Source organism: Bradyrhizobium sp. P2_E8 (assembly GCF_056403875.1).
Genome location: NZ_JBFUES010000034.1, coordinates 1 through 17,052, shown reverse-complemented (window position 1 = coordinate 17,052; position 17,052 = coordinate 1). Strand labels below are relative to the sequence as shown.

Annotated in this window: 20 protein-coding genes; 10 read left to right on the top strand and 10 right to left on the bottom strand. The window is 65.4% G+C overall.

The window, feature by feature from the left end; translation table 11 throughout:
* Positions 1-192: 192 nt before the first annotated feature.
* Positions 193-933, bottom strand: a complete 741-nt coding sequence (locus tag AC1D00_RS03580) for a methyltransferase domain-containing protein (RefSeq protein WP_011083053.1) — start codon at positions 931-933, stop codon at positions 193-195.
* A gap of 108 nt (positions 934-1,041) precedes the next feature.
* On the opposite strand from AC1D00_RS03580, the gene gloB reads away from it, so the two are divergent.
* Positions 1,042-1,809, top strand: coding sequence for a hydroxyacylglutathione hydrolase (gene gloB / locus AC1D00_RS03575; protein WP_271576856.1), 768 nt, complete (start codon positions 1,042-1,044; stop codon positions 1,807-1,809).
* A 51-nt stretch (positions 1,810-1,860) separates the two neighbouring features.
* On the top strand, positions 1,861-2,283 hold the full coding sequence (locus AC1D00_RS03570; protein WP_477009687.1) for a cupin domain-containing protein: 423 nt from the start codon (positions 1,861-1,863) through the stop codon (positions 2,281-2,283).
* A 115-nt stretch (positions 2,284-2,398) separates the two neighbouring features.
* On the opposite strand, the gene yddG is transcribed toward AC1D00_RS03570, so the two are convergent.
* The 3 genes from yddG to AC1D00_RS03555 form a co-directional block, all read right to left on the bottom strand.
* Complete coding sequence (gene yddG / locus AC1D00_RS03565; protein WP_477009686.1) at positions 2,399-3,268, bottom strand: aromatic amino acid exporter YddG; 870 nt, start codon at positions 3,266-3,268, stop codon at positions 2,399-2,401.
* A 136-nt stretch (positions 3,269-3,404) separates the two neighbouring features.
* Positions 3,405-4,130 carry an acetoacetyl-CoA reductase gene (phbB, locus tag AC1D00_RS03560; RefSeq protein WP_130215883.1) on the bottom strand — a complete coding sequence of 242 codons (726 nt, stop codon included), beginning with the start codon at positions 4,128-4,130 and terminating at the stop codon, positions 3,405-3,407.
* Between the two features lie 249 nt (positions 4,131-4,379).
* Positions 4,380-5,558, bottom strand: a complete 1,179-nt coding sequence (locus AC1D00_RS03555) for an acetyl-CoA C-acetyltransferase (RefSeq protein ID WP_027545279.1) — start codon at positions 5,556-5,558, stop codon at positions 4,380-4,382.
* 305 nt (positions 5,559-5,863) lie between these two features.
* Here AC1D00_RS03555 and phaR point away from each other — a divergent pair, with 305 nt between their 5' ends.
* Complete coding sequence (gene phaR, locus AC1D00_RS03550; protein ID WP_404552121.1) at positions 5,864-6,460, top strand: polyhydroxyalkanoate synthesis repressor PhaR; 597 nt, start codon at positions 5,864-5,866, stop codon at positions 6,458-6,460.
* A gap of 254 nt (positions 6,461-6,714) precedes the next feature.
* Here the strand turns inward: phaR and AC1D00_RS03545 are convergent, their stop codons facing one another.
* Positions 6,715-7,602 (bottom strand): branched-chain amino acid aminotransferase, encoded by an 888-nt coding sequence (locus AC1D00_RS03545; RefSeq protein WP_477009685.1) that lies wholly within the window; start codon positions 7,600-7,602, stop codon positions 6,715-6,717.
* 157 nt (positions 7,603-7,759) lie between these two features.
* Here AC1D00_RS03545 and AC1D00_RS03540 point away from each other — a divergent pair, with 157 nt between their 5' ends.
* Complete coding sequence (locus AC1D00_RS03540) at positions 7,760-8,698, top strand: alpha/beta hydrolase (RefSeq protein WP_271576861.1); 939 nt, start codon at positions 7,760-7,762, stop codon at positions 8,696-8,698.
* Between the two features lie 9 nt (positions 8,699-8,707).
* Here the strand turns inward: AC1D00_RS03540 and AC1D00_RS03535 are convergent, their stop codons facing one another.
* Positions 8,708-8,956, bottom strand: a complete 249-nt coding sequence (locus tag AC1D00_RS03535; protein ID WP_027545283.1) for a hypothetical protein — start codon at positions 8,954-8,956, stop codon at positions 8,708-8,710.
* A gap of 182 nt (positions 8,957-9,138) precedes the next feature.
* Here AC1D00_RS03535 and AC1D00_RS03530 point away from each other — a divergent pair, with 182 nt between their 5' ends.
* The 4 genes from AC1D00_RS03530 to AC1D00_RS03515 all read left to right on the top strand — a co-directional run bounded on the left by AC1D00_RS03530 (position 9,139) and on the right by AC1D00_RS03515 (position 11,775).
* Entirely contained in the window at positions 9,139-9,279 is a 141-nt protein-coding gene (locus AC1D00_RS03530) for a hypothetical protein (RefSeq protein WP_477009684.1), read from the top strand.
* Positions 9,280-9,306: 27 nt separating this feature from the next.
* A complete protein-coding gene (locus AC1D00_RS03525; RefSeq protein ID WP_477009689.1) occupies positions 9,307-10,041 on the top strand; it encodes a hypothetical protein in 735 nt (244 codons plus the stop codon).
* A gap of 151 nt (positions 10,042-10,192) precedes the next feature.
* Positions 10,193-10,483, top strand: a complete 291-nt coding sequence (locus AC1D00_RS03520) for a hypothetical protein (RefSeq protein WP_477009683.1) — start codon at positions 10,193-10,195, stop codon at positions 10,481-10,483.
* The gene (locus AC1D00_RS03515; RefSeq protein WP_477009682.1) at positions 10,483-11,775 is read left to right on the top strand and encodes a sensor domain-containing diguanylate cyclase; all 1,293 of its coding nucleotides are present in this window, start codon (positions 10,483-10,485) and stop codon (positions 11,773-11,775) included. Before AC1D00_RS03520 ends, AC1D00_RS03515 begins: the two co-directional genes overlap by 1 nt.
* A 16-nt stretch (positions 11,776-11,791) precedes the next feature.
* On the opposite strand, the gene AC1D00_RS03510 is transcribed toward AC1D00_RS03515, so the two are convergent.
* The 4 genes from AC1D00_RS03510 to AC1D00_RS03495 form a co-directional block, all read right to left on the bottom strand.
* Positions 11,792-12,352 (bottom strand): carboxymuconolactone decarboxylase family protein, encoded by a 561-nt coding sequence (locus AC1D00_RS03510; protein WP_028149518.1) that lies wholly within the window; start codon positions 12,350-12,352, stop codon positions 11,792-11,794.
* 110 nt (positions 12,353-12,462) lie between these two features.
* Positions 12,463-13,050 carry a peroxidase-related enzyme gene (locus AC1D00_RS03505; RefSeq protein WP_404552114.1) on the bottom strand — a complete coding sequence of 196 codons (588 nt, stop codon included), beginning with the start codon at positions 13,048-13,050 and terminating at the stop codon, positions 12,463-12,465.
* Complete coding sequence (locus AC1D00_RS03500; RefSeq protein WP_477009681.1) at positions 13,047-13,538, bottom strand: CMD domain-containing protein; 492 nt, start codon at positions 13,536-13,538, stop codon at positions 13,047-13,049. The genes AC1D00_RS03505 and AC1D00_RS03500 overlap by 4 nt, the downstream gene beginning before the upstream one ends.
* Positions 13,535-14,692 carry a PLP-dependent cysteine synthase family protein gene (locus AC1D00_RS03495; RefSeq protein WP_477009688.1) on the bottom strand — a complete coding sequence of 386 codons (1,158 nt, stop codon included), beginning with the start codon at positions 14,690-14,692 and terminating at the stop codon, positions 13,535-13,537. The genes AC1D00_RS03500 and AC1D00_RS03495 overlap by 4 nt, the downstream gene beginning before the upstream one ends.
* Positions 14,693-14,779: 87 nt before the next feature.
* On the opposite strand from AC1D00_RS03495, the gene AC1D00_RS03490 reads away from it, so the two are divergent.
* The gene (locus AC1D00_RS03490) at positions 14,780-15,760 is read left to right on the top strand and encodes a LysR family transcriptional regulator (RefSeq protein WP_027545288.1); all 981 of its coding nucleotides are present in this window, start codon (positions 14,780-14,782) and stop codon (positions 15,758-15,760) included.
* Positions 15,757-17,052: NAD(P)-binding domain-containing protein (locus AC1D00_RS03485; protein ID WP_477009680.1), on the top strand; the 1,296-nt coding region annotated here is incomplete at its 3' end. The genes AC1D00_RS03490 and AC1D00_RS03485, both read left to right, overlap by 4 nt.

The following is a 17,052-nucleotide window of genomic DNA, read 5'->3' as shown; positions in this document are numbered from 1 at the left end:
GTCAGGGCGGCTTCGAGGGTGGTGGTGGTGGCGGCGAGCGCTTTCCGCGCCGGCGGCGCCGGCCGCATGGCCCGCGCCCCGAGCGCGAAGCCGCTCCGGCCGCTTCCAGCGACGATCTGGCGCCCGGCGAGTAAGCTTTTTCTGATTTTCTGATCTGCATCGTCCCGGCCCCCGCGCCGGGACGATTTGTTTTCAGCTGCGCGTCACCGTCGAGGACGGCACCAGCACCGGCTTCAACGATGGAATCAGCCGCGCCCGCTCGCGCTTGGCGGGGATCGCGCGATAGACCTGCTTGGTGGCCTCGACGATGTGCACGCCGGCAAAGGGCAGCGACAGCGCCGCCCCGGCGCGCTCCCACATCTGCGCCGATTTCAGCACCCAGCCGCCGGCATAGGGCGGCATGAACAGCGCCTCGCCCCAGGCGGTCGGCGTGAACCAGGTCTGCCGCAGCAGATCGGTGATCTGCGAGCGCGAATAAGGCCGGCCGTGGCCGAACGGCGTATTGTCGCTGCGCGTCCACACGCCGCGCCGGTTCGGGATCACCGCAATGACGCGGCCGGACGGCGACAGCACGCGCCACACCTCGCGCAGCAGCGCAGCCGGATCGTCCGACATCTCCAGCGCGTGGACCAGCAGGATGCGGTCGACCGCGGAATCGGGAAGCGGCAGCGAGAATTCATCCACCAGCGAGGCCAGCGCCGGCCGCCCCGTAGGCCATTTCAGGACGCCCTGGGCCGCCGGCATGAAGGCGAGGCAGCGCTCGGCGTCCTCGCGGAACAGCCCGAGATAGGGCGTGGGATAGCCGATGCCGAGCACGCGCTGGCCCTCGGCGCGCGGCCAGCGCTCCCTGATGCCGCGATTGATCATTTGCCGCGCCACAATCCCGAGGCGACGGGAATAGAACTCGCGGAGGTCGACGACGTCGATGCTCATGACGGCAATGTAACATGCGCAAGGCCGCGGCTGCGCGCCGAATATTGCATTGCCTGCGCAACGTTAACGCCATATTTGTCTGCCGGGGCTGAGCGCGAAGGAGATGTCATGGCTGCCGAAATTCGTACTTTCAGCTGTTTAAACGACAATTTCGGTTACCTGATCCACGATGTGGAAACCAAGGCGACGGCGTCGATCGACGCGCCGGAGGCCGGCCCCATCCTGAAGGCGCTGGAGCGCGAAGGCTGGCAGCTCACCGACATCCTGATCACCCATCATCACGGCGATCATGTCGGCGGGGTCGCCGAACTCAAGCAGAAATATAATTGCCGCGTCGTCGCGCCGCACGACCAGACCACGAAAATCGCCAACGTCGACCTGCGCGTGGCCAATGCCGACGTGGTCAAGATCGGCAACCTGCTGGCGCGCGTCGTGGAGACGCCCGGCCACACGCTCGACCATATCTCCTACGTGTTCGACACCGAGAAGACGGTGTTCGCCGCCGACACGCTGTTCTCGATTGGCTGCGGCCGCGTCTTCGAGGGCACCTACCCGATGATGTGGGATTCGCTGTTGAAGCTGCGAGCCCTGCCCGACGATTTCAAGCTCTATTGCGGCCACGAATACACCGCCTCCAACGTCAAGTTCGCGCTCACGGTCGATCCCGACAATGCGGCGCTCCAGGCGCGCGCGGCGGAGGTGACCAGGCTCCGCGCCGAGAACAAGCCCACGATCCCCTCACTGCTTGGTGACGAGAAGCGAGCAAACGTGTTCCTGCGCGCCGATGACCCTGCAGTCGCAGCCAGGCTACACATGAAGGGTGCGGATGCCGCGGCGGTGTTCGGCGAGCTGCGCGAGCGCAAAAACAAATCTTGAAGAACAAATCCTGAAGAAGAAGTCCTGAAGAGCAAATCCTGACGGGGATCGATGCCGACCGCAGCCGAGATCATCGCGCGCCTTGAACTCCGACCGCACCCCGAAGGCGGGCACTATCGCGAGACGTTTCGCGACCAGACCACGGACGCCAACGGACGTTCGCGCTCGACCCTCATTTACTTCCTGCTTGCGCGCGGCGAACGCTCGCACTGGCACCGGATCGATGCGGTCGAGATCTGGCATTATTATGCCGGCAGTCCGCTGATGCTGCGCATCGCGCATGAGGGCTGCTCCCAGCACGAGGTCCGCCTCGGCACGGATCTCGTGAGCGGCGAACGACCGCAGGCCATCGTGCCGGCCGATGCATGGCAGATGGCCGAGACAACCGGTGAATGGACACTGGTCGGCTGCAGCGTCGCGCCGGCCTTCGAGTTCGCGAAGTTCGAGCTCGCGCCGAAGGGCTGGGAGCCGTAGCTCCACACCGTCATTCCGGGGCGCCGCGCAAACGGCGAACCCGGAATCTACCTCGCCACCATAGACGCGGATAAATGGATTCCGGGTTCGCACGTCGTGCGCCCCGGAATGACAGTCACCGCTTCCTGAGCACCATGTCCTTTGCCGCGATCAGGCCGCCGCCGGCGATCAGGACCGCGGCGATGGCGATGTTGGCACTGGCCTTGGCGAAGCCGGCGGCGATGAGGAAGCCGGTCGACAATAGCGGCGTCGCATAGGAGGCAGCGCCGAGCACGCGGATGTCGCCGCGCTTCATGCCGATGTCCCAGGCGTAGAACGCGGCACCGACGGGGCCGATGCCGAGCGCGACGACCGAAAGCCACTGCACCGTGGTCTCGGGCCACACGGTGGTTTCGAGCGCACCGTGCATCAGTGCGGCGAGCATTGATGTGGCGAGACAGAAACCCGCGACCGCATCGGTCGGCACCGCCTTCAATCGGCGCGACAGCACCGAATAGGTTGCCCAGACGAAGGCGGCGATGAAGGCCGCGATCAACCCCGGCACCGCCCCCGGCGCAAAGCCGGAGGTATTGCCGGCGAACAGCAGCACAGTGCCGACGAGGCCGAGTACGGCGCCGACGATGTGATGCACGGCCAGCCGCTCGCCCGGCAGGAACGACGAGAACAGCACGATCAGCAGCGGCCAGAGATAGTTGAGCAGACCGGCTTCAGCCGGCGGCGCGAAGCGCAGCGCGAGGAAATACAGCGCGTGATAGCCGAACAGCCCACCGACGCCGACCACCCACACGACCAATGGCTGGCGCAGGCTTTTCGCCGCCTCGCCACGGCCGATCCAGGTGAGGAGGCCGACGAGGCCGCCGATCGCGAAGGTCATCGCGGCGAGCTGGAACGCCGGGATTTTTCCGGTCGCCACCGTCATCACTGACAGCAGTGACCACATCAGGATCGCGGTCAATCCGATCAGCGTCGCGGTGCGGGGAGTCATCGGCCACTACTTTCGACATGGCCGGACTTGTTCCGGCCATCCACGTTCTTTGGGGACCTTGTAAAGACGTGGATGCCCGGGACAAGCCCGGGCATGACGACCGACTAATATCGGCAGAGAACGTGATGCGATCGCATCACACCATGTACTGACCGCCGTTGACCGTCAGCGTCGAGCCGGTGATGGCGCCGGCCTCGTCGGCGGCGAGGAACACGACCGCGCGCGCGATCTCCTCGGGCTCGCCGAGGCGGCCGATCGGGATCAGCGGCAGGATCGACTTTTCCAGCACGTCCTTCGGCACCGCCTGCACCATTTCGGTGTTGATGTAGCCGGGGCAGATCGCGTTCACGGTGACGCCGCCCTTGGCGTTCTCCAGCGCCAAGGCCTTGGTGAAGCCGATCTCGCCGGCTTTCGCGGCGGAATAGTTCACCTGGCCGAACTGGCCCTTCTGGCCGTTGATCGAGGAGATGTTGATGATGCGGCCGAACTTGCGCCCGCGCATGCCTTCGATGACCTGGCGCGACATGTTGAACAGCGAGCCGAGATTGGTGCCGATCACGGCGTTCCATTGCTCGAGGCTCATCTTGTGGAAGGCGCCGTCCTTGGTGATGCCGGCATTGTTGACGAGCACGTCGATCGGGCCGACCTCGGCCTCGACCTTCTTCACGCCCTCGGCGCAGGCGTCGAAACTGCTGACGTCCCATTTGTAGACGGCGATGCCGGTCTCGGCCTTGAACTTCTCCGCCGCCGCATCGTTGCCGGCATAGCTCGCCGCGACCTTGTAGCCCGCCGCCTTCAGCGCCTTGCTGATCGCAGCTCCGATGCCCCGCGTACCACCCGTCACCAATGCAACACGTGCCATATCGTATTCCTTCCCTTGGACTCTTCGGACGTTTCTGAGTGATCGTTTTAGACGCGGATTATGCGGGACGTTTGACGGACATCAAGAACAAAACGCCCGGCGTGAGCCGGGCGTTTCTCTTTAGTCGAGGCTAATGCGGTTGCGAAGAATATTTGATTTGCAATCGCCGCCTTTTTAGTCGCGTGCAACGCACTCACTTATGTGTGCAGCGCACGCGCAAGAACCACGTACGCTGCGCGTCAGCTATCTTCAGTCGCGCGCCAGACACATCGCGATACCCATGCCGCCGCCGATGCACAGCGTGGCAAGGCCCTTCTTGGAATCGCGCTTCTGCATCTCGTGCAGCAGCGTCACCAGCACGCGCGCGCCGGAGGCGCCGACCGGGTGGCCGATCGCGATCGCGCCGCCGTTGACGTTGACCTTGGAGGTGTCCCAGCCGAGGTCCTTGTTGACAGCGCAGGCTTGTGCCGCGAAGGCCTCGTTGGCCTCGATCAGGTCGAGGTCGCCGACGTTCCAGCCAGCCTTCTTCAGCGCGGCGCGCGAGGCCGGGATCGGGCCCGAGCCCATGATCTTCGGATCGACGCCGGCCTGAGCCCAGGACACGATGCGCGCGAGCGGCTTCTTGCCTTCCTTGGCAGCCTGCTTCGCGGTCATCAGCACCACGGCGGCAGCGCCGTCATTGATGCCCGAGGCCGAACCCGCAGTGACCGTGCCGTCCTTCTCGAAGGCGGGACGGAGCTTGGCCATCGCATCGAGCGTTGCGCCATGGCGCGGATATTCGTCGGCGCTGACGACCACGTCGCCCTTGCGGGTCTTGATGGTGACGGGGACGATCTCGTCGTTGAACTTGCCGGCCTTCTGCGCGGCCTCGGCCTTCTGCTGCGAGGCGACCGCGAACTCGTCCTGCTGGGCGCGGGTGATCTGCCACTGGCGCGCAACATTCTCGGCAGTGTTGCCCATGTGGTAGCCGTTGAAGGCATCCCACAGGCCGTCCTTGATCATGGTGTCGACGAACTCGAGCGCGCCCATCTTGACGCCGCCGCGCAGATACTGGGCGTGCGGGGCCATGCTCATCGATTCCTGGCCGCCGGCGACCACGATCTCGGAATCGCCGTTGAGCAGCGCCTGATAGCCGAGCGCAACCGTGCGAAGACCAGAGCCGCAGAGTTGGTTGACGCCCCAGGCCGGGCTCTCCACTGGAATTCCGGCGGCGATCGAGGCCTGGCGGGCCGGGTTCTGGCCCTGAGCGGCGGTCAGGATCTGGCCCATGATGACTTCGGAAACCCGGCCGGGCTCGATGCCACCACGCTCCAGCGCAGCCTTGATGGCGACAGCGCCGAGATCGTGGGCGGGAAGGGTCGCGAACGCTCCGTTGAAGCTTCCGACCGCGGTGCGGGCGGCGCTGACGATGACGACATCGTCTGACATGGGCATCTCCTGGGGTTGAATGGGGCAGACGGGGCTGGGGAAACGGCTCGCCAGTCTCGGACGGCATCCTGTTAACGTCATTGCGGCATGTCAATCGGCCGGTGGCCGAATTCATGCCGCAACGCATTCAAAATAGCGTTCTTGGCGCTTTCGCAAGCACGTTTTTGCTGCCCGATTAACCGTGGCGCACAAAACGGTAGCGTGACCCCTTTGAAAATGCTTATTTTGTTGCGTTGCGTACTCTTCCCGCCCTGCGGCATTGGCCCGCCGGGTTCCCGTTCTCAGCGTCTTGCAAGTGAGAGCCCATGGCGAAATCAGACCAACCCACCACCATCAAGAAATACGCGAACCGCCGGCTCTATAACACCGGAACGAGCACCTATGTGACGCTGGAAGACCTCGCCGCCATGGTCAAGGATGGCGAAGATTTCCTGGTCTACGACGCCAAGACCGGCGACGACATCACCCGCTCCGTGCTGGCCCAGATCATCTTCGAGCAGGAGAACAAGGCCGGCCAGAACCTGCTGCCGACCACCTTCCTGCGCCAGCTCATCCGCTTCTACGGCGACAGCATGCAGATGGTGGTGCCGAAATATCTGGAACAGTCGATCGCGACGCTGACCCAGGAGCAGGAGAAGTTCCGCAAGCAGATCGCCAACACGCTGTCGGGCACGCCCTTTGCGCCCCTGGAGGAACAGGTCCGCCGCAACATGGAGCTGTTCCAGCAGACGTTCTCGATGTTCAAGCCGTTCGCGCCTGGCGCGGTCCGCCCGGCGGCTGCGCCAGAGCCTGAGCCCGATGCGACCGCCGAGCCGGCCAAGGACAGCAACATCGACGATCTGCGCCAGCAGATGAAGGAAATGCAGGAACGCCTCGAGCGGATGTCGAAGAAGGAAGAGTAGGGTTTCTCGGCGCGCCAAAGCGCGCTGCCTGCTATTTCTTCCGATGCGGCCACTTGCTCCGCTGTCGTCCCGGCGCAGGCCGGGACCCATACCCCCAGGGAGSRGTTGYSGCGCGRCGCWGGYAACCMCGAGTCWTCGCCAAACCAMATCCTGTGGTTATGGGTCCCGGCCTTCGCCGGGACGACGTTGGGGAGATATTGTGCTTCCGCATCATTATTGCGAGCGCAGCGAGGCAATGACGGGACAGGCGGCCCCTACGCCGCCAGCTTCACCGCATGCGCAAAGTCCCAATAGCGCTTGCGCGCCCTGGTGTAGAGCGGGCCCGGCTTCAGCTCGCGCTCGTCGATGCGAATCACGGGCGCGACCTTGGCGAAATTGCCGGTTGAAAAGATCTCGTCGGCGGCGAGGAAGTCGGCATAGCGCAGCGTCGTCTCGACCACGGTGACGCCGTCGGCGCGAAGCAGGCCGATGACGCGCTGGCGCGTGATGCCGTTGAGGAAGGTGCCGTTCGGCACCGGCGTGAACACCACGCCGTCCTTGGCCATGAACACGTTGGAATTGCCGAACTCGGCGACATTGCCGAGCATGTCGAGCATCAGCGCGTTCTGGAAGCCGCGCGCAGCGGCCTCCGCCAGCGCGCGCGAATTGTTGGGATAGAGGCAGGCCGCCTTGGCCTCGACCGGCGCGCATTCGGCCGTCGGCCTGCGGAACGGCGACAGCGTGATGGCGTTGCCGACGGGTTTGGGCATCGGCGCCTCGTAGATGCACAGGCACCAGTTGGTGGTCTCGGGGTCGAACAGCACGCCGCCGCCCGCCCCGTTCTGCGCCCAGTACATCGGACGGACATAAAGCTCGGCATTGTCAGCGAAACGCGCGATGCCTTCGTTTGCGAGCGTGAGCCAGGTGCCGGCATCGACCACCGGCTTCAGCCCGAAGTTGACCGCGGATTGATTGGCTCGGGCGACGTGACGGTCGAGATCGGGTGCGACGCCTTCGAACGCGCGCGCGCCGTCGAACACGACCGAGCCGAGCCAGGCCGCATGCGTGCGCGGGCCCATGATCGGCACATTGCCGTCGTGCCATTTGCCCTCGAAGAAGGTCCAGCTCGGCGAATATTCGATGGGTTTCTTGATCTCGGCCATGACCGGCCTCCCCTGAAACATCCGGGCACTATTATCCCAATTTCTAAATGATTCCCTGCGGGAAATAACCACCCTCCCCTGGAGGGGGAAGGGATCGAAGCGAAATAACATTGAGGGGCAAACCGGATATAATGCCGGCCACGTTACGGAGTCCTCCATGCCGCTCGATCCGCTCGCGAAGCGTTTGTTGACCATGATGGCTGCGGCAGGGCCGCAGGCGCGAAGCCGGCCGAGCGTCGAGGCGCGGCGGCAGTCGCTGGCGAAGCTGATGCAGTTTGCGCGCGCTGACGCCCCTGACGTGACCGCCTCGGACGGCACACTGCCCGGCCCCGGCGGAGAGGTTCCCTATCGGCTGTATTCGCCCGCAAGCGCCAGCGAGCGCGCGCCGGGCTTCGTGTTCTTTCACGGCGGCGGACTGGTCGCCGGCAGCATCGCCACGCACGACCGCATCGCGGCGGCGCTTGCGCATGCCACCGGCTGCCGCCTGGTCTCGGTCGACTACCGCCTCGCGCCGGAGCACAAATTCCCCGCCGCGGTGGACGACGCGATCGCCGCCACCGAATGGGTCGCGCGTGAAGCGTCGTCCCTCGGCATCGACGCCGAAAGGCTCGTGGTCGGCGGCGATTCCGCCGGCGCTACGCTCGCCGCGATCGTGTGCCAGGAAGCGCTGCAGAACGCCGGCCTTTCCATCGTCGCGCAATGCCTGATCTGCCCGGTGCTGGATTTCGAGGAGACCTCGCCTTCGCGCGAGGCGTTCGCCGAGGGCCATCTGATCGATCGCATCACGATCGAGGCCGATCTCGCCGACTACCTGCCCGGCAGCAACATCGATACCGCCGATCCCCGCATCTCACCGCTGCGCGCGACCCGCCTTGCGGGCCTGCCGACCGCGATCATCCATACCGCCGAGTTCGACCCGATGCGCGACGAAGGCAATGCCTATGCGCGCAAGCTGCTCGCCGCAGGCGTCGCCGTCGAGCACGTCTGCCATGACGGCATGGTCCACAATTTCCACGCCATGGGCGCGATCCTGCCACAGGCACAGCTCGTGCTGTCGCAGATCGGCGAACAGGTGCGGCGGGCGGTGGAGACGTAAAAGCGCGAATCACACGCGCGCGTCGAGCACGGCTCTGGCTGCCACTACATATTCGGGCCAATGCGCATCCGCATAGCGTTCGGCCTGCCGCACGCAGGTGACATTGGGCGCATGGGCGGCCGCAATCGTGCGCGCGAAGCGCTCTTCGGCTACCGTCACGTCGTCGGGCTCGGGCGACGGTACGGCAGCGGCCACGGCAGTCGGGGCCACGGCGAGTCCCGCCAGACCGGTGAGCAGGATGCGGCGTGACGTATTCATGGCTGTCGTCCTTCAATTGTCCGGCCTGCACTCCGGCCGGCGCGTGTGTCGGTGCGATCACAGCAGAGTAACCGCGTGCATCCATGCAGTCCATCGCTTGCGGATAGCGCTTGACCCCACGAACGATCACGTTCCATCTAACAACGGTTCCGCCATTAGATCGCCACGCGTCGGATTGTCACGTGTCTCATCACCGCCAATCGAACCTTCAGGCCTTGCGCGCTGCTGCGATGGGACTGTTGTGCCTGACGATGTCGGTGGGCGCTGCCTTTGCCGCTGACGAGAAGGACGAGGCCGCAAAGCCTGATGTCCCGAACCTCTAACTCGATCTTCGAACGACCTATGCGACGATACCCGCTGGCACGCTCGGGATCGGCCTCGGCAACACGTCCTTGTCGGCCGCGTTCCAAGCGCTGGCGGCGCGCAGGGGCACGACGCTGCCGAACGGCCTGCCCGCCGCAAAATCCATTGCCGTCGACCTGCCGCTGACGGTCGATGTCAGTGATCGCGTCTCGCTCTATGGCGGCGTGTCGGGCTCGACGACGGACATCGGCGGCGGCTGGTCGGCATTCGACATCACAAGCTGGAACATCGGCGTACAGGCCGACCTTTATCAGCAGAACGGCGGAAAAATCCCGACCATCACGCTGCAATCGACCCTGACGCAGTCGGTGCCGAACGAGCAGGGCATGACGACTTCGTTCAACAACATCCTGGAATTCGACTACGCGCTCGACGAGGACGAAACGCGGGGTTGGCTTGCCGGCGTGCAATACACCCACACCGATATCGCGAGCCAGCTCGCGAGTATCCGGCCCAACACGATCCTCTATGCCGGCGGCTACTACCAGTGGCCGAGCAATTGGAAGTTCACCGGACGGCTCGGCGTGCAGTCGTTCGGCGGCGCGCAGATCGCAGGGCGAACGCTGGCGGAGTCCTTCACCCAACCGATCCTGCGGCTCGACCTCGACCGCATGGACGACAACGACAACCGCCTGTTCGGCATCACCGCGCAGATCGCATGGATGCCGAAGCCGTCCTACCAGCTGACGCTGCGCACTCCGCTCTACGCCGTGCGAAACTGATCGCAGCCAGGAGCTTTCCGCATCGGCCGCATCGCGCGTCAACCGATCGTTAATCCTGATCCGAAAACATCGATCGCGTTACATCGCCGCAAGGAACCTTGCGCGAAACTGGACCCGCTTTTCGCATCGTATTTCGCCTTGGAGACCGCGAATGTCCCGCTTGGTTCCGGAACGGACGTTCCTTGCAGGGAAGATCTTTTTCAACTTCGGCCAGTCGTCGATCGATTGCGTCGTGCGCCGGCTGTCCGAGGAGGCTGCGACGCGCGAGATGGAGAGCGGCCTTGGCGTGCCCGAACGGTTCCAGCTCAGGCTCGCGGGGCGTGAGACGCTGACCTGCCGCGTGATCTGGGATCGGACCGTCAGGCCGGCGTCGCCTTCGAGCAGCCGGGCAGCGTCGAGCGACCAGCCGGTGAGGAGCGGGAACGCTCGTCGGACGCGCTGATGCGCGGCCAGATGCTGGCGCTGCGTGCCGCGCTCGATCATGTGCCGACCGGCATCGTGCTGCTCGACTCCCACCTCAGGGCCCGCCTGATCAACCGATCGTTTCGCCAGATGTGGCGCCTGCCCGACGAGGTTGCCGACTGCAATCCATCCATTCTCACGCTGCTTCATCACGGACGTGACACCGGAGCCTATGAGGTGCCGGACCCGGACCTCGATGCGCTGGTGGCGGAGCGGGTTCGTGTGATCGAGGCGGGCGATCCGACGCCGATCGATCTGCGCCGGACCAACGGCGATGTCGTGCGCGTACAGGTCACGCCGTTGCCCGACGGCGGGCGCATGCTGACCTATACACCCGTCACCGACATTGTGCGCACCTCCGACGAGCTGAAGCTGCTGCGGGATGCGCTGGAGAATGTTCAGGATGGGGTCCTTCTTCTCGACTCCGACCTGCGCGCGACCTTCATGAACCGGCGTATGCGGCGCTTTTGGGAGGTCAGCGAAGACGAGGCCGCGAGCCGGCCGGCCTATTCGTCGCTGGTGCGACGCCTGCATCGCGCCAGCGCGCCCAAACTTCCAACGAACGAGCTCGCGAAATTTCCGGCGAGACGCGTCGAAGAGGTCAAGGCCGGCGATCATGTGCGCGACCTGCAGACGCCGGACGGCCGGCGCATCCGGGCCCATTGCACCACGATGTCGAATGGCGGCCGCATGCTGACCTATGTCGACATCACCGATCTGACGCAAAAAGCCGCGATGCTGGAGACGCTTGCCACCACCGATCCGCTCACCGGCCTCCACAACCGCCGCCACTTCCTCGACAGCCTCGATGCGGAATGGAGCCGCTTTCAGCGCTATTATCGCTCGGTCTCGGTGCTGATGCTCGATATCGACCACTTCAAGTCGGTCAACGATCGCTACGGCCATGCAGTGGGCGACGCCGCGATCAAGGCGGTTGCGGCCGCGTGCCTCGACGGCAAGCGCAAGTCGGACATCGTCGGCCGTCTCGGCGGCGAGGAATTTGCGGTTCTCCTGCCCGAGACCAGCCTGTCCCGTGCAAGGACTGTCGCCGACCGCATCCGCAAGCGCGTGATGAGCGCGCAGATCGTCGCCGACAGGATTCAGTTCGGCGTCACCGTGAGCATCGGGATCGCCGAGGCCACCGTCAGCATGTCAGGCATCGACGCGCTGATGGGCGCGGCCGACCATGCACTCTACCAGGCCAAGGCCGAGGGCCGCAATCGCTGCATCGCCTGGGCGCCCCCGCCGCGTGCAAGCAAGGCGGCGGAGTGATCGAAGGAAGCAGCGGCTATTCCGGCACCGGCACGTCGAAGGTGTTGAGCGTGACCGAGACCATGCAATAGACGCCGACGAGATAAGACAGCTCGGCCGCACCATGCTCGCCGAATTCCTTGACCGCGGCACGCCAGGTCAGTTCCGGCAGCACACCGCCGCTCACGAGCGCCGATGCGACGTCGTATGCGACCGCCTCCTGCTTGGTGAGATCCACCGGCCGCTGCCCGGCGACGATGGTCGCAAGCTTCTCGTCGGAGAGGCCGCGCTGCTCGGCCACCAGCACATGGGCATAGAGCTCGTAGCCGGAACGGAAATGCGAGCCGGTGACGAGGATCGCGACCTCGCGCACCGGCGCCGGCAGCAGCGGGTTCGACGCGATCGCCTTGACCAGCTCCCACACCGGCTTCCCGAAGCGCGGCTCGCGGATCCAGGGATTCCAGGGCCCGAGCAGCGCGCCGTCGTCGCGCATGTTCACAAAGCCTTTGAAATGGTCCTTGATGCCGGCTCGCATGTCATCATAGAGCGGCTTCTGTTCGTCGGTCAGATCCTTCGGATCGAGAATGGGAAGGCGCACGGCAGGATCTCCTCGTTGAGACGCCGCGAAGCTCGCCCGCACGCGTGTGCATGGCAAGTGAAGATGCCGTGACATTCGGTTCGGGGCCGGTCACCGCCCGACGGCGTCGGTTACGGCGCCTCCGAGCGCGCCAGCGGCTCGCCCAGCGTATGCATCAGCCGGTTAGCCCAGCCGAAGATCGCGGCCGACAGCACCAGGTCGAGCTGCTCGAGCTCGCTCAGCCCGGCCTCGCCGAGTGCGCGCGCGTCCTCTGCAGTAGCTTCGATCGGCGTCGTCGAGAGCTTTGTAGCGAAATTGAAAAGTGCCTGCTGGCGCGCCTCCAGCGTGGCATCGCGCTCGTCGGCAAAGATCTCCTCGACGACGTCGTTGCGCCCGGAGTAACTGATGAAGCGTGAGGCGTGCACGGCGGCGCAATAGATGCAGCGGTTGACGACCGAGGCACTCAGCGCGCCGAGCTCACGTTCGGCCGGCGACAAGCCGTCCTTGCCATACATGATGAGGTTGAACAGCGGCGAGCGCACCGCGAGCGATTCCGGRTCATGCGCCAGCGTCAGCACGTAAGGCGAGACGCCCTTGTTGGAGGGCGTGACCTTCATCGCCGCGAGCTGCTCTGACGTCGCCGAGGCGAGCTCGACCGGCGTGACATAGGGCGACCAGGTCGGAATCGTGGCGGTGAAGTTGTGGACGACCTCGCTCATCGGGCTTCGACCTCTTTCAGGAGCCTGAGGCCGGCCAGGACCCGCAGCTGGTAGTTCACGAAGGCGGCAAGCTCGGACAGCCGCACGATATCGGCCTCGCTGACGCCGACCGTCTTCAGCGCCGCGATGTCCTGTCGCGTCGCCTCGCGCGGCGACAGCGTCAGCAGGTCGGCATGGCGGGCCATGGCGTCGTGCAGGGAATCGCCACACACGCCGCCGGGCCGTGCAAGGGCGGCCAGGTCGAGATCGCTCGCATGCGCCAGATAGGATTCGTAATGCGCGGTCAGCGCCTCGTCGCCGACGTGCCGGCACATCCGCGCCGCGAGCGCCGCACGCAAGCCGTGGCTCAGGCTGCCGGGTTCGCGCGGCAGCAGCACCGCGTCATGGGCAGCTTCGCTGAGGCGCAAAATCTCGGCGCGGGCGTTCAGAGCCTGGCCGAGCCGTGACGCCGCGCGCACACCGGCAATGGTTTCGATCAGCGTGGTCAAGCAACACTCCGCGGGCTCTGTGGATTGACAACATCCTCGACGGCAAGCGCCGGCGGCTGCGCCGTATCCAGAAACGACGCCAGGGCAGTCTCGAACGGCGTTGGATCGAGGCCGCGTGCTTTCAGCCATGCGGGGTCATAATAGGTCTGCCGATAGCGCTCGCCGGAATCGCAGATCAGCGTGACCAGCGATCCGGTTTGGCCGGCGCTACGCATCTCCGAAGCAATGCGGCACAGCGCCAGGAAATTGGTGCCGGTGGAACCGCCGACGGATCGGCGCAGCCGGCGCGACAGTACGTTCATCGCCGCAATCGTTGCTACGTCCGGGATCTTCATCATGCGGTCGACAACGCCAGGCACGAAGGACGGTTCGCAGCGCGGCCTGCCGACGCCCTCGATCAGCGAGGGCCGCTCGCAAACGTGGGAGCGGTCCTGCGAACGGAAGCAGTCGAAGAAGGCGGAATGCTCGACATCGGCGACGCAGAGCCGCGTAGGATATTGGCGATAGCGCAAATAGCGTCCGATGGTGGCCGAGGTGCCGCCGGTGCCGGCGCCCATCACGATCCAGTCCGGCAGCGGGCGCGGCTCCCCCTGCAATTGCGTGAAGATCGATTCGGCAATGTTGTTGTTGCCGCGCCAGTCGGTGGCGCGCTCGGCGAAGGTGAACTGGTCCATGTAGTGGCCGTTCAGGCGGGTGGCGAGCGCGGCAGCCTCGGCATAGAGCGCGCGGCCGTCGTCGATCAGATGGCAGTTGCCGCCATAATGCTCGATCGCAGCGATCTTCTCCGCCGAGGTCGTGCGCGGCATCACGGCGTAGAAGGGCACGCCGATCATCTGCGCGAAATAGGCTTCCGACACCGCGGTCGACCCCGACGATGCCTCGACGACGGGCGTGGCTTCGCGGATGTGGCCATTGCAGAGCGCGTAGAGGAACAGCGAGCGCGCCAGCCGATGCTTCAGGCTGCCGGTCGGATGCGTGGACTCGTCCTTCAGATAGATATCGATGCCGGCAAGCGCGGGCACGATCAGCCGGATCAGATGCGTGTCGGCCGTGCGGCATTGGTCGGCCTCGATCGCAGCTACAGCCTCGTCGACCCAGCCGCGCCGGTAGGCTGGTCCGGCCGGATTGTGGTGGCGAAAGGGGGTTGGCTCCATCGGCATGACAAGAATCCTCTCATAATACTTCTTGCACATCAAGAAATATTGTTCATTCTATATCCACATAATGCAGGCGACATGGCCATGAACCAGGACGTTATCGACATCCGCCTTCTCGAGGCCTTCGCCGCCGTGATGTCGGCCGGCAGCATCACCGGCGCGGCGCGGCTGCTCGGCCGATCGCAGCCGGTCGTGACGCGTCAGATCCAGGATCTCGAAGCTGACGTCGGCTATCTTCTGTTCACCCGGAACGGCCCGCGCATCAGCCCGACGCCAAAGGGCGTGCTGTTTCATGCCGAGGTCGAGCGGCTGCTGATGGGCTTGAAGCACATCCGCCAGCGCGCCAACGCGATCGGTGCGGGTGCGCTTCCCGTGCTCAGCCTGGCGGCAATCCCGGCGCTGGCGGCCGGCTTCGTCCCGGCCGCGCTTGCGGCGCTCGAACGCGAGTTGCTGCCAAGCCAGGTCCACGTGCAGGCGCTCTCGGCCGAGAACGTCGTGCAATCGGTGCTGTCGCAGTCGGTCGATTTCGGCCTTGCGAGCCTGCCGATCCAGCATCCCGGGCTCGACGTGCAGTGGGTCTGCGAGGTGCCCTGCGTCGCGTGCCTCGCGATGGATCATCCGCTGGCGAAGAAGAAGGTCATTCGCCTGAAGGATCTTGCTGGCGTCCGGCTGCTGACGATGGCTAACCCCTACCGGCTTCGCCGCCGGGTGGAGGAGGCGCTGGAGCGTGAGGGTGTCGTGCCCGCTGAGGTCATCGACACCAACGCTTCGCTGACGGCGATTGCCATGGCCAAGCAGTCGCTCGGCATCGCCGTGGTCGAGCCGGTGCTGACCTCCAGCCTGCCGGTGGAGGGCGTCGTCACCCGGCCCCTGGACGTGTCCATTCCCTTCCTGTTCGCCGCGATTGCGCCGACCGGGCGCGAGCTGACGCCGACGGTCGCCGCGCTCAACGACGCACTGCGCGCCGCGGTCGCGCTGATGCCTGGCGCAAGGCTGCATAGCGGCGCCGCCGCGCTGGCCGAGGCCGGCGATGAAACCAGTGAATTCGAGAAAGCTCCCTCATGACGACGATGACACCTGACGCGGCGGGCCTCGCGGCGCTTGAAGCGCGCCTGAAGCAGGATCTGGCCTGGCTCGAACTGCCGGCCAAGTCGTGGGTGCCGCGCCGCGTCGTCGATGGCGAGAGCGTCGTCGACGTCGTCATCGTCGGCGCAGGCATGGCCGGCCTCGTCGCCTCCGCCATGCTCAGGCGTCTCGGCGTCGACAACCAGCTCGTGCTCGATCGCGCGCGCGCCGGTGAGGAAGGTCCCTGGGTCACGTTCGCCCGGATGCGGACGCTGCGCTCGCCCAAGGAATTGACCGGCCCCGCGATGGGCATGCCGGCGCTGACCTTCCGCGCCTTCTACGAGGCGCAATATGGCAGGCAGGCCTGGCAGGCGCTTGACCGCGCGCCGCGCACGATGTGGATGGATTACCTGATCTGGTACCGCAAGGTGCTGGGCCTGCCGGTCCGCAACGGGGTTTCGGTCGAGCGAATCCAGGCGCGCTCCGATGAATTGTTCACACTCGAAATCAGCGAAGGCGGCACGTCGCGGCAAATTCTCGCGCGCCACGTCGTGCTGGCGACGGGGCGCGACGGCCTCGGCGGTGCTTACGTGCCGTCGCTGTGCGACGGCATCGACCGACGTTTCTGGGCGCATTCGTCCGCCCCCATCGACTTCGAGAGACTTCGCGACAGGCGTGTTGCCGTCGTCGGCGCAGGCGCATCCGCGATGGACAACGCAGCGATGGCGCTGGAAGCGGGCGCAGCGCGGCTCGACCTCTTCATTCGGCGCGCGGACATCCCGCGCGTCAACAAGTTCACCGGCATCGGCAGCCAAGGCGTCGTCCACGGCTTTGCCGGCCTGTCGGATGACTGGAAATGGCGTTTCCTCGATCACACGCTGAAGGCGCAGACGCCGCCGCCGCGTCAAAGCGTGCTGCGCGTCTCCGCCTATCCGCAGGCGCATTTCCATCTCGCAAGCCCGATCGATGATCTCGTCGTCGCGGGAGACCATCTCATAGTGACGACGCCGAAGGGCCGCTATGCGACCGATTTCATCATCTTCGGCACAGGCTTCAAGGTCGACCTCGCGTTGCGCGACGAGCTTGCCGAGTTCGCGCCGCATATCCGCTTCTGGTGCGACCGCTTCCCGGCACCTGACGGCATGGACAATGCCGAGCTGGAGAACTCGCCAGACCTCGGCGACAGCTTCCAGTTCCTGGAGAAAGAGCCCGGCGCCTGCCCGATGTTGGCGCGGCTGCATTGCTTCAACTATCCGGCGACGCTGAGCCACGGAAAGCTCTCCGGCGATATC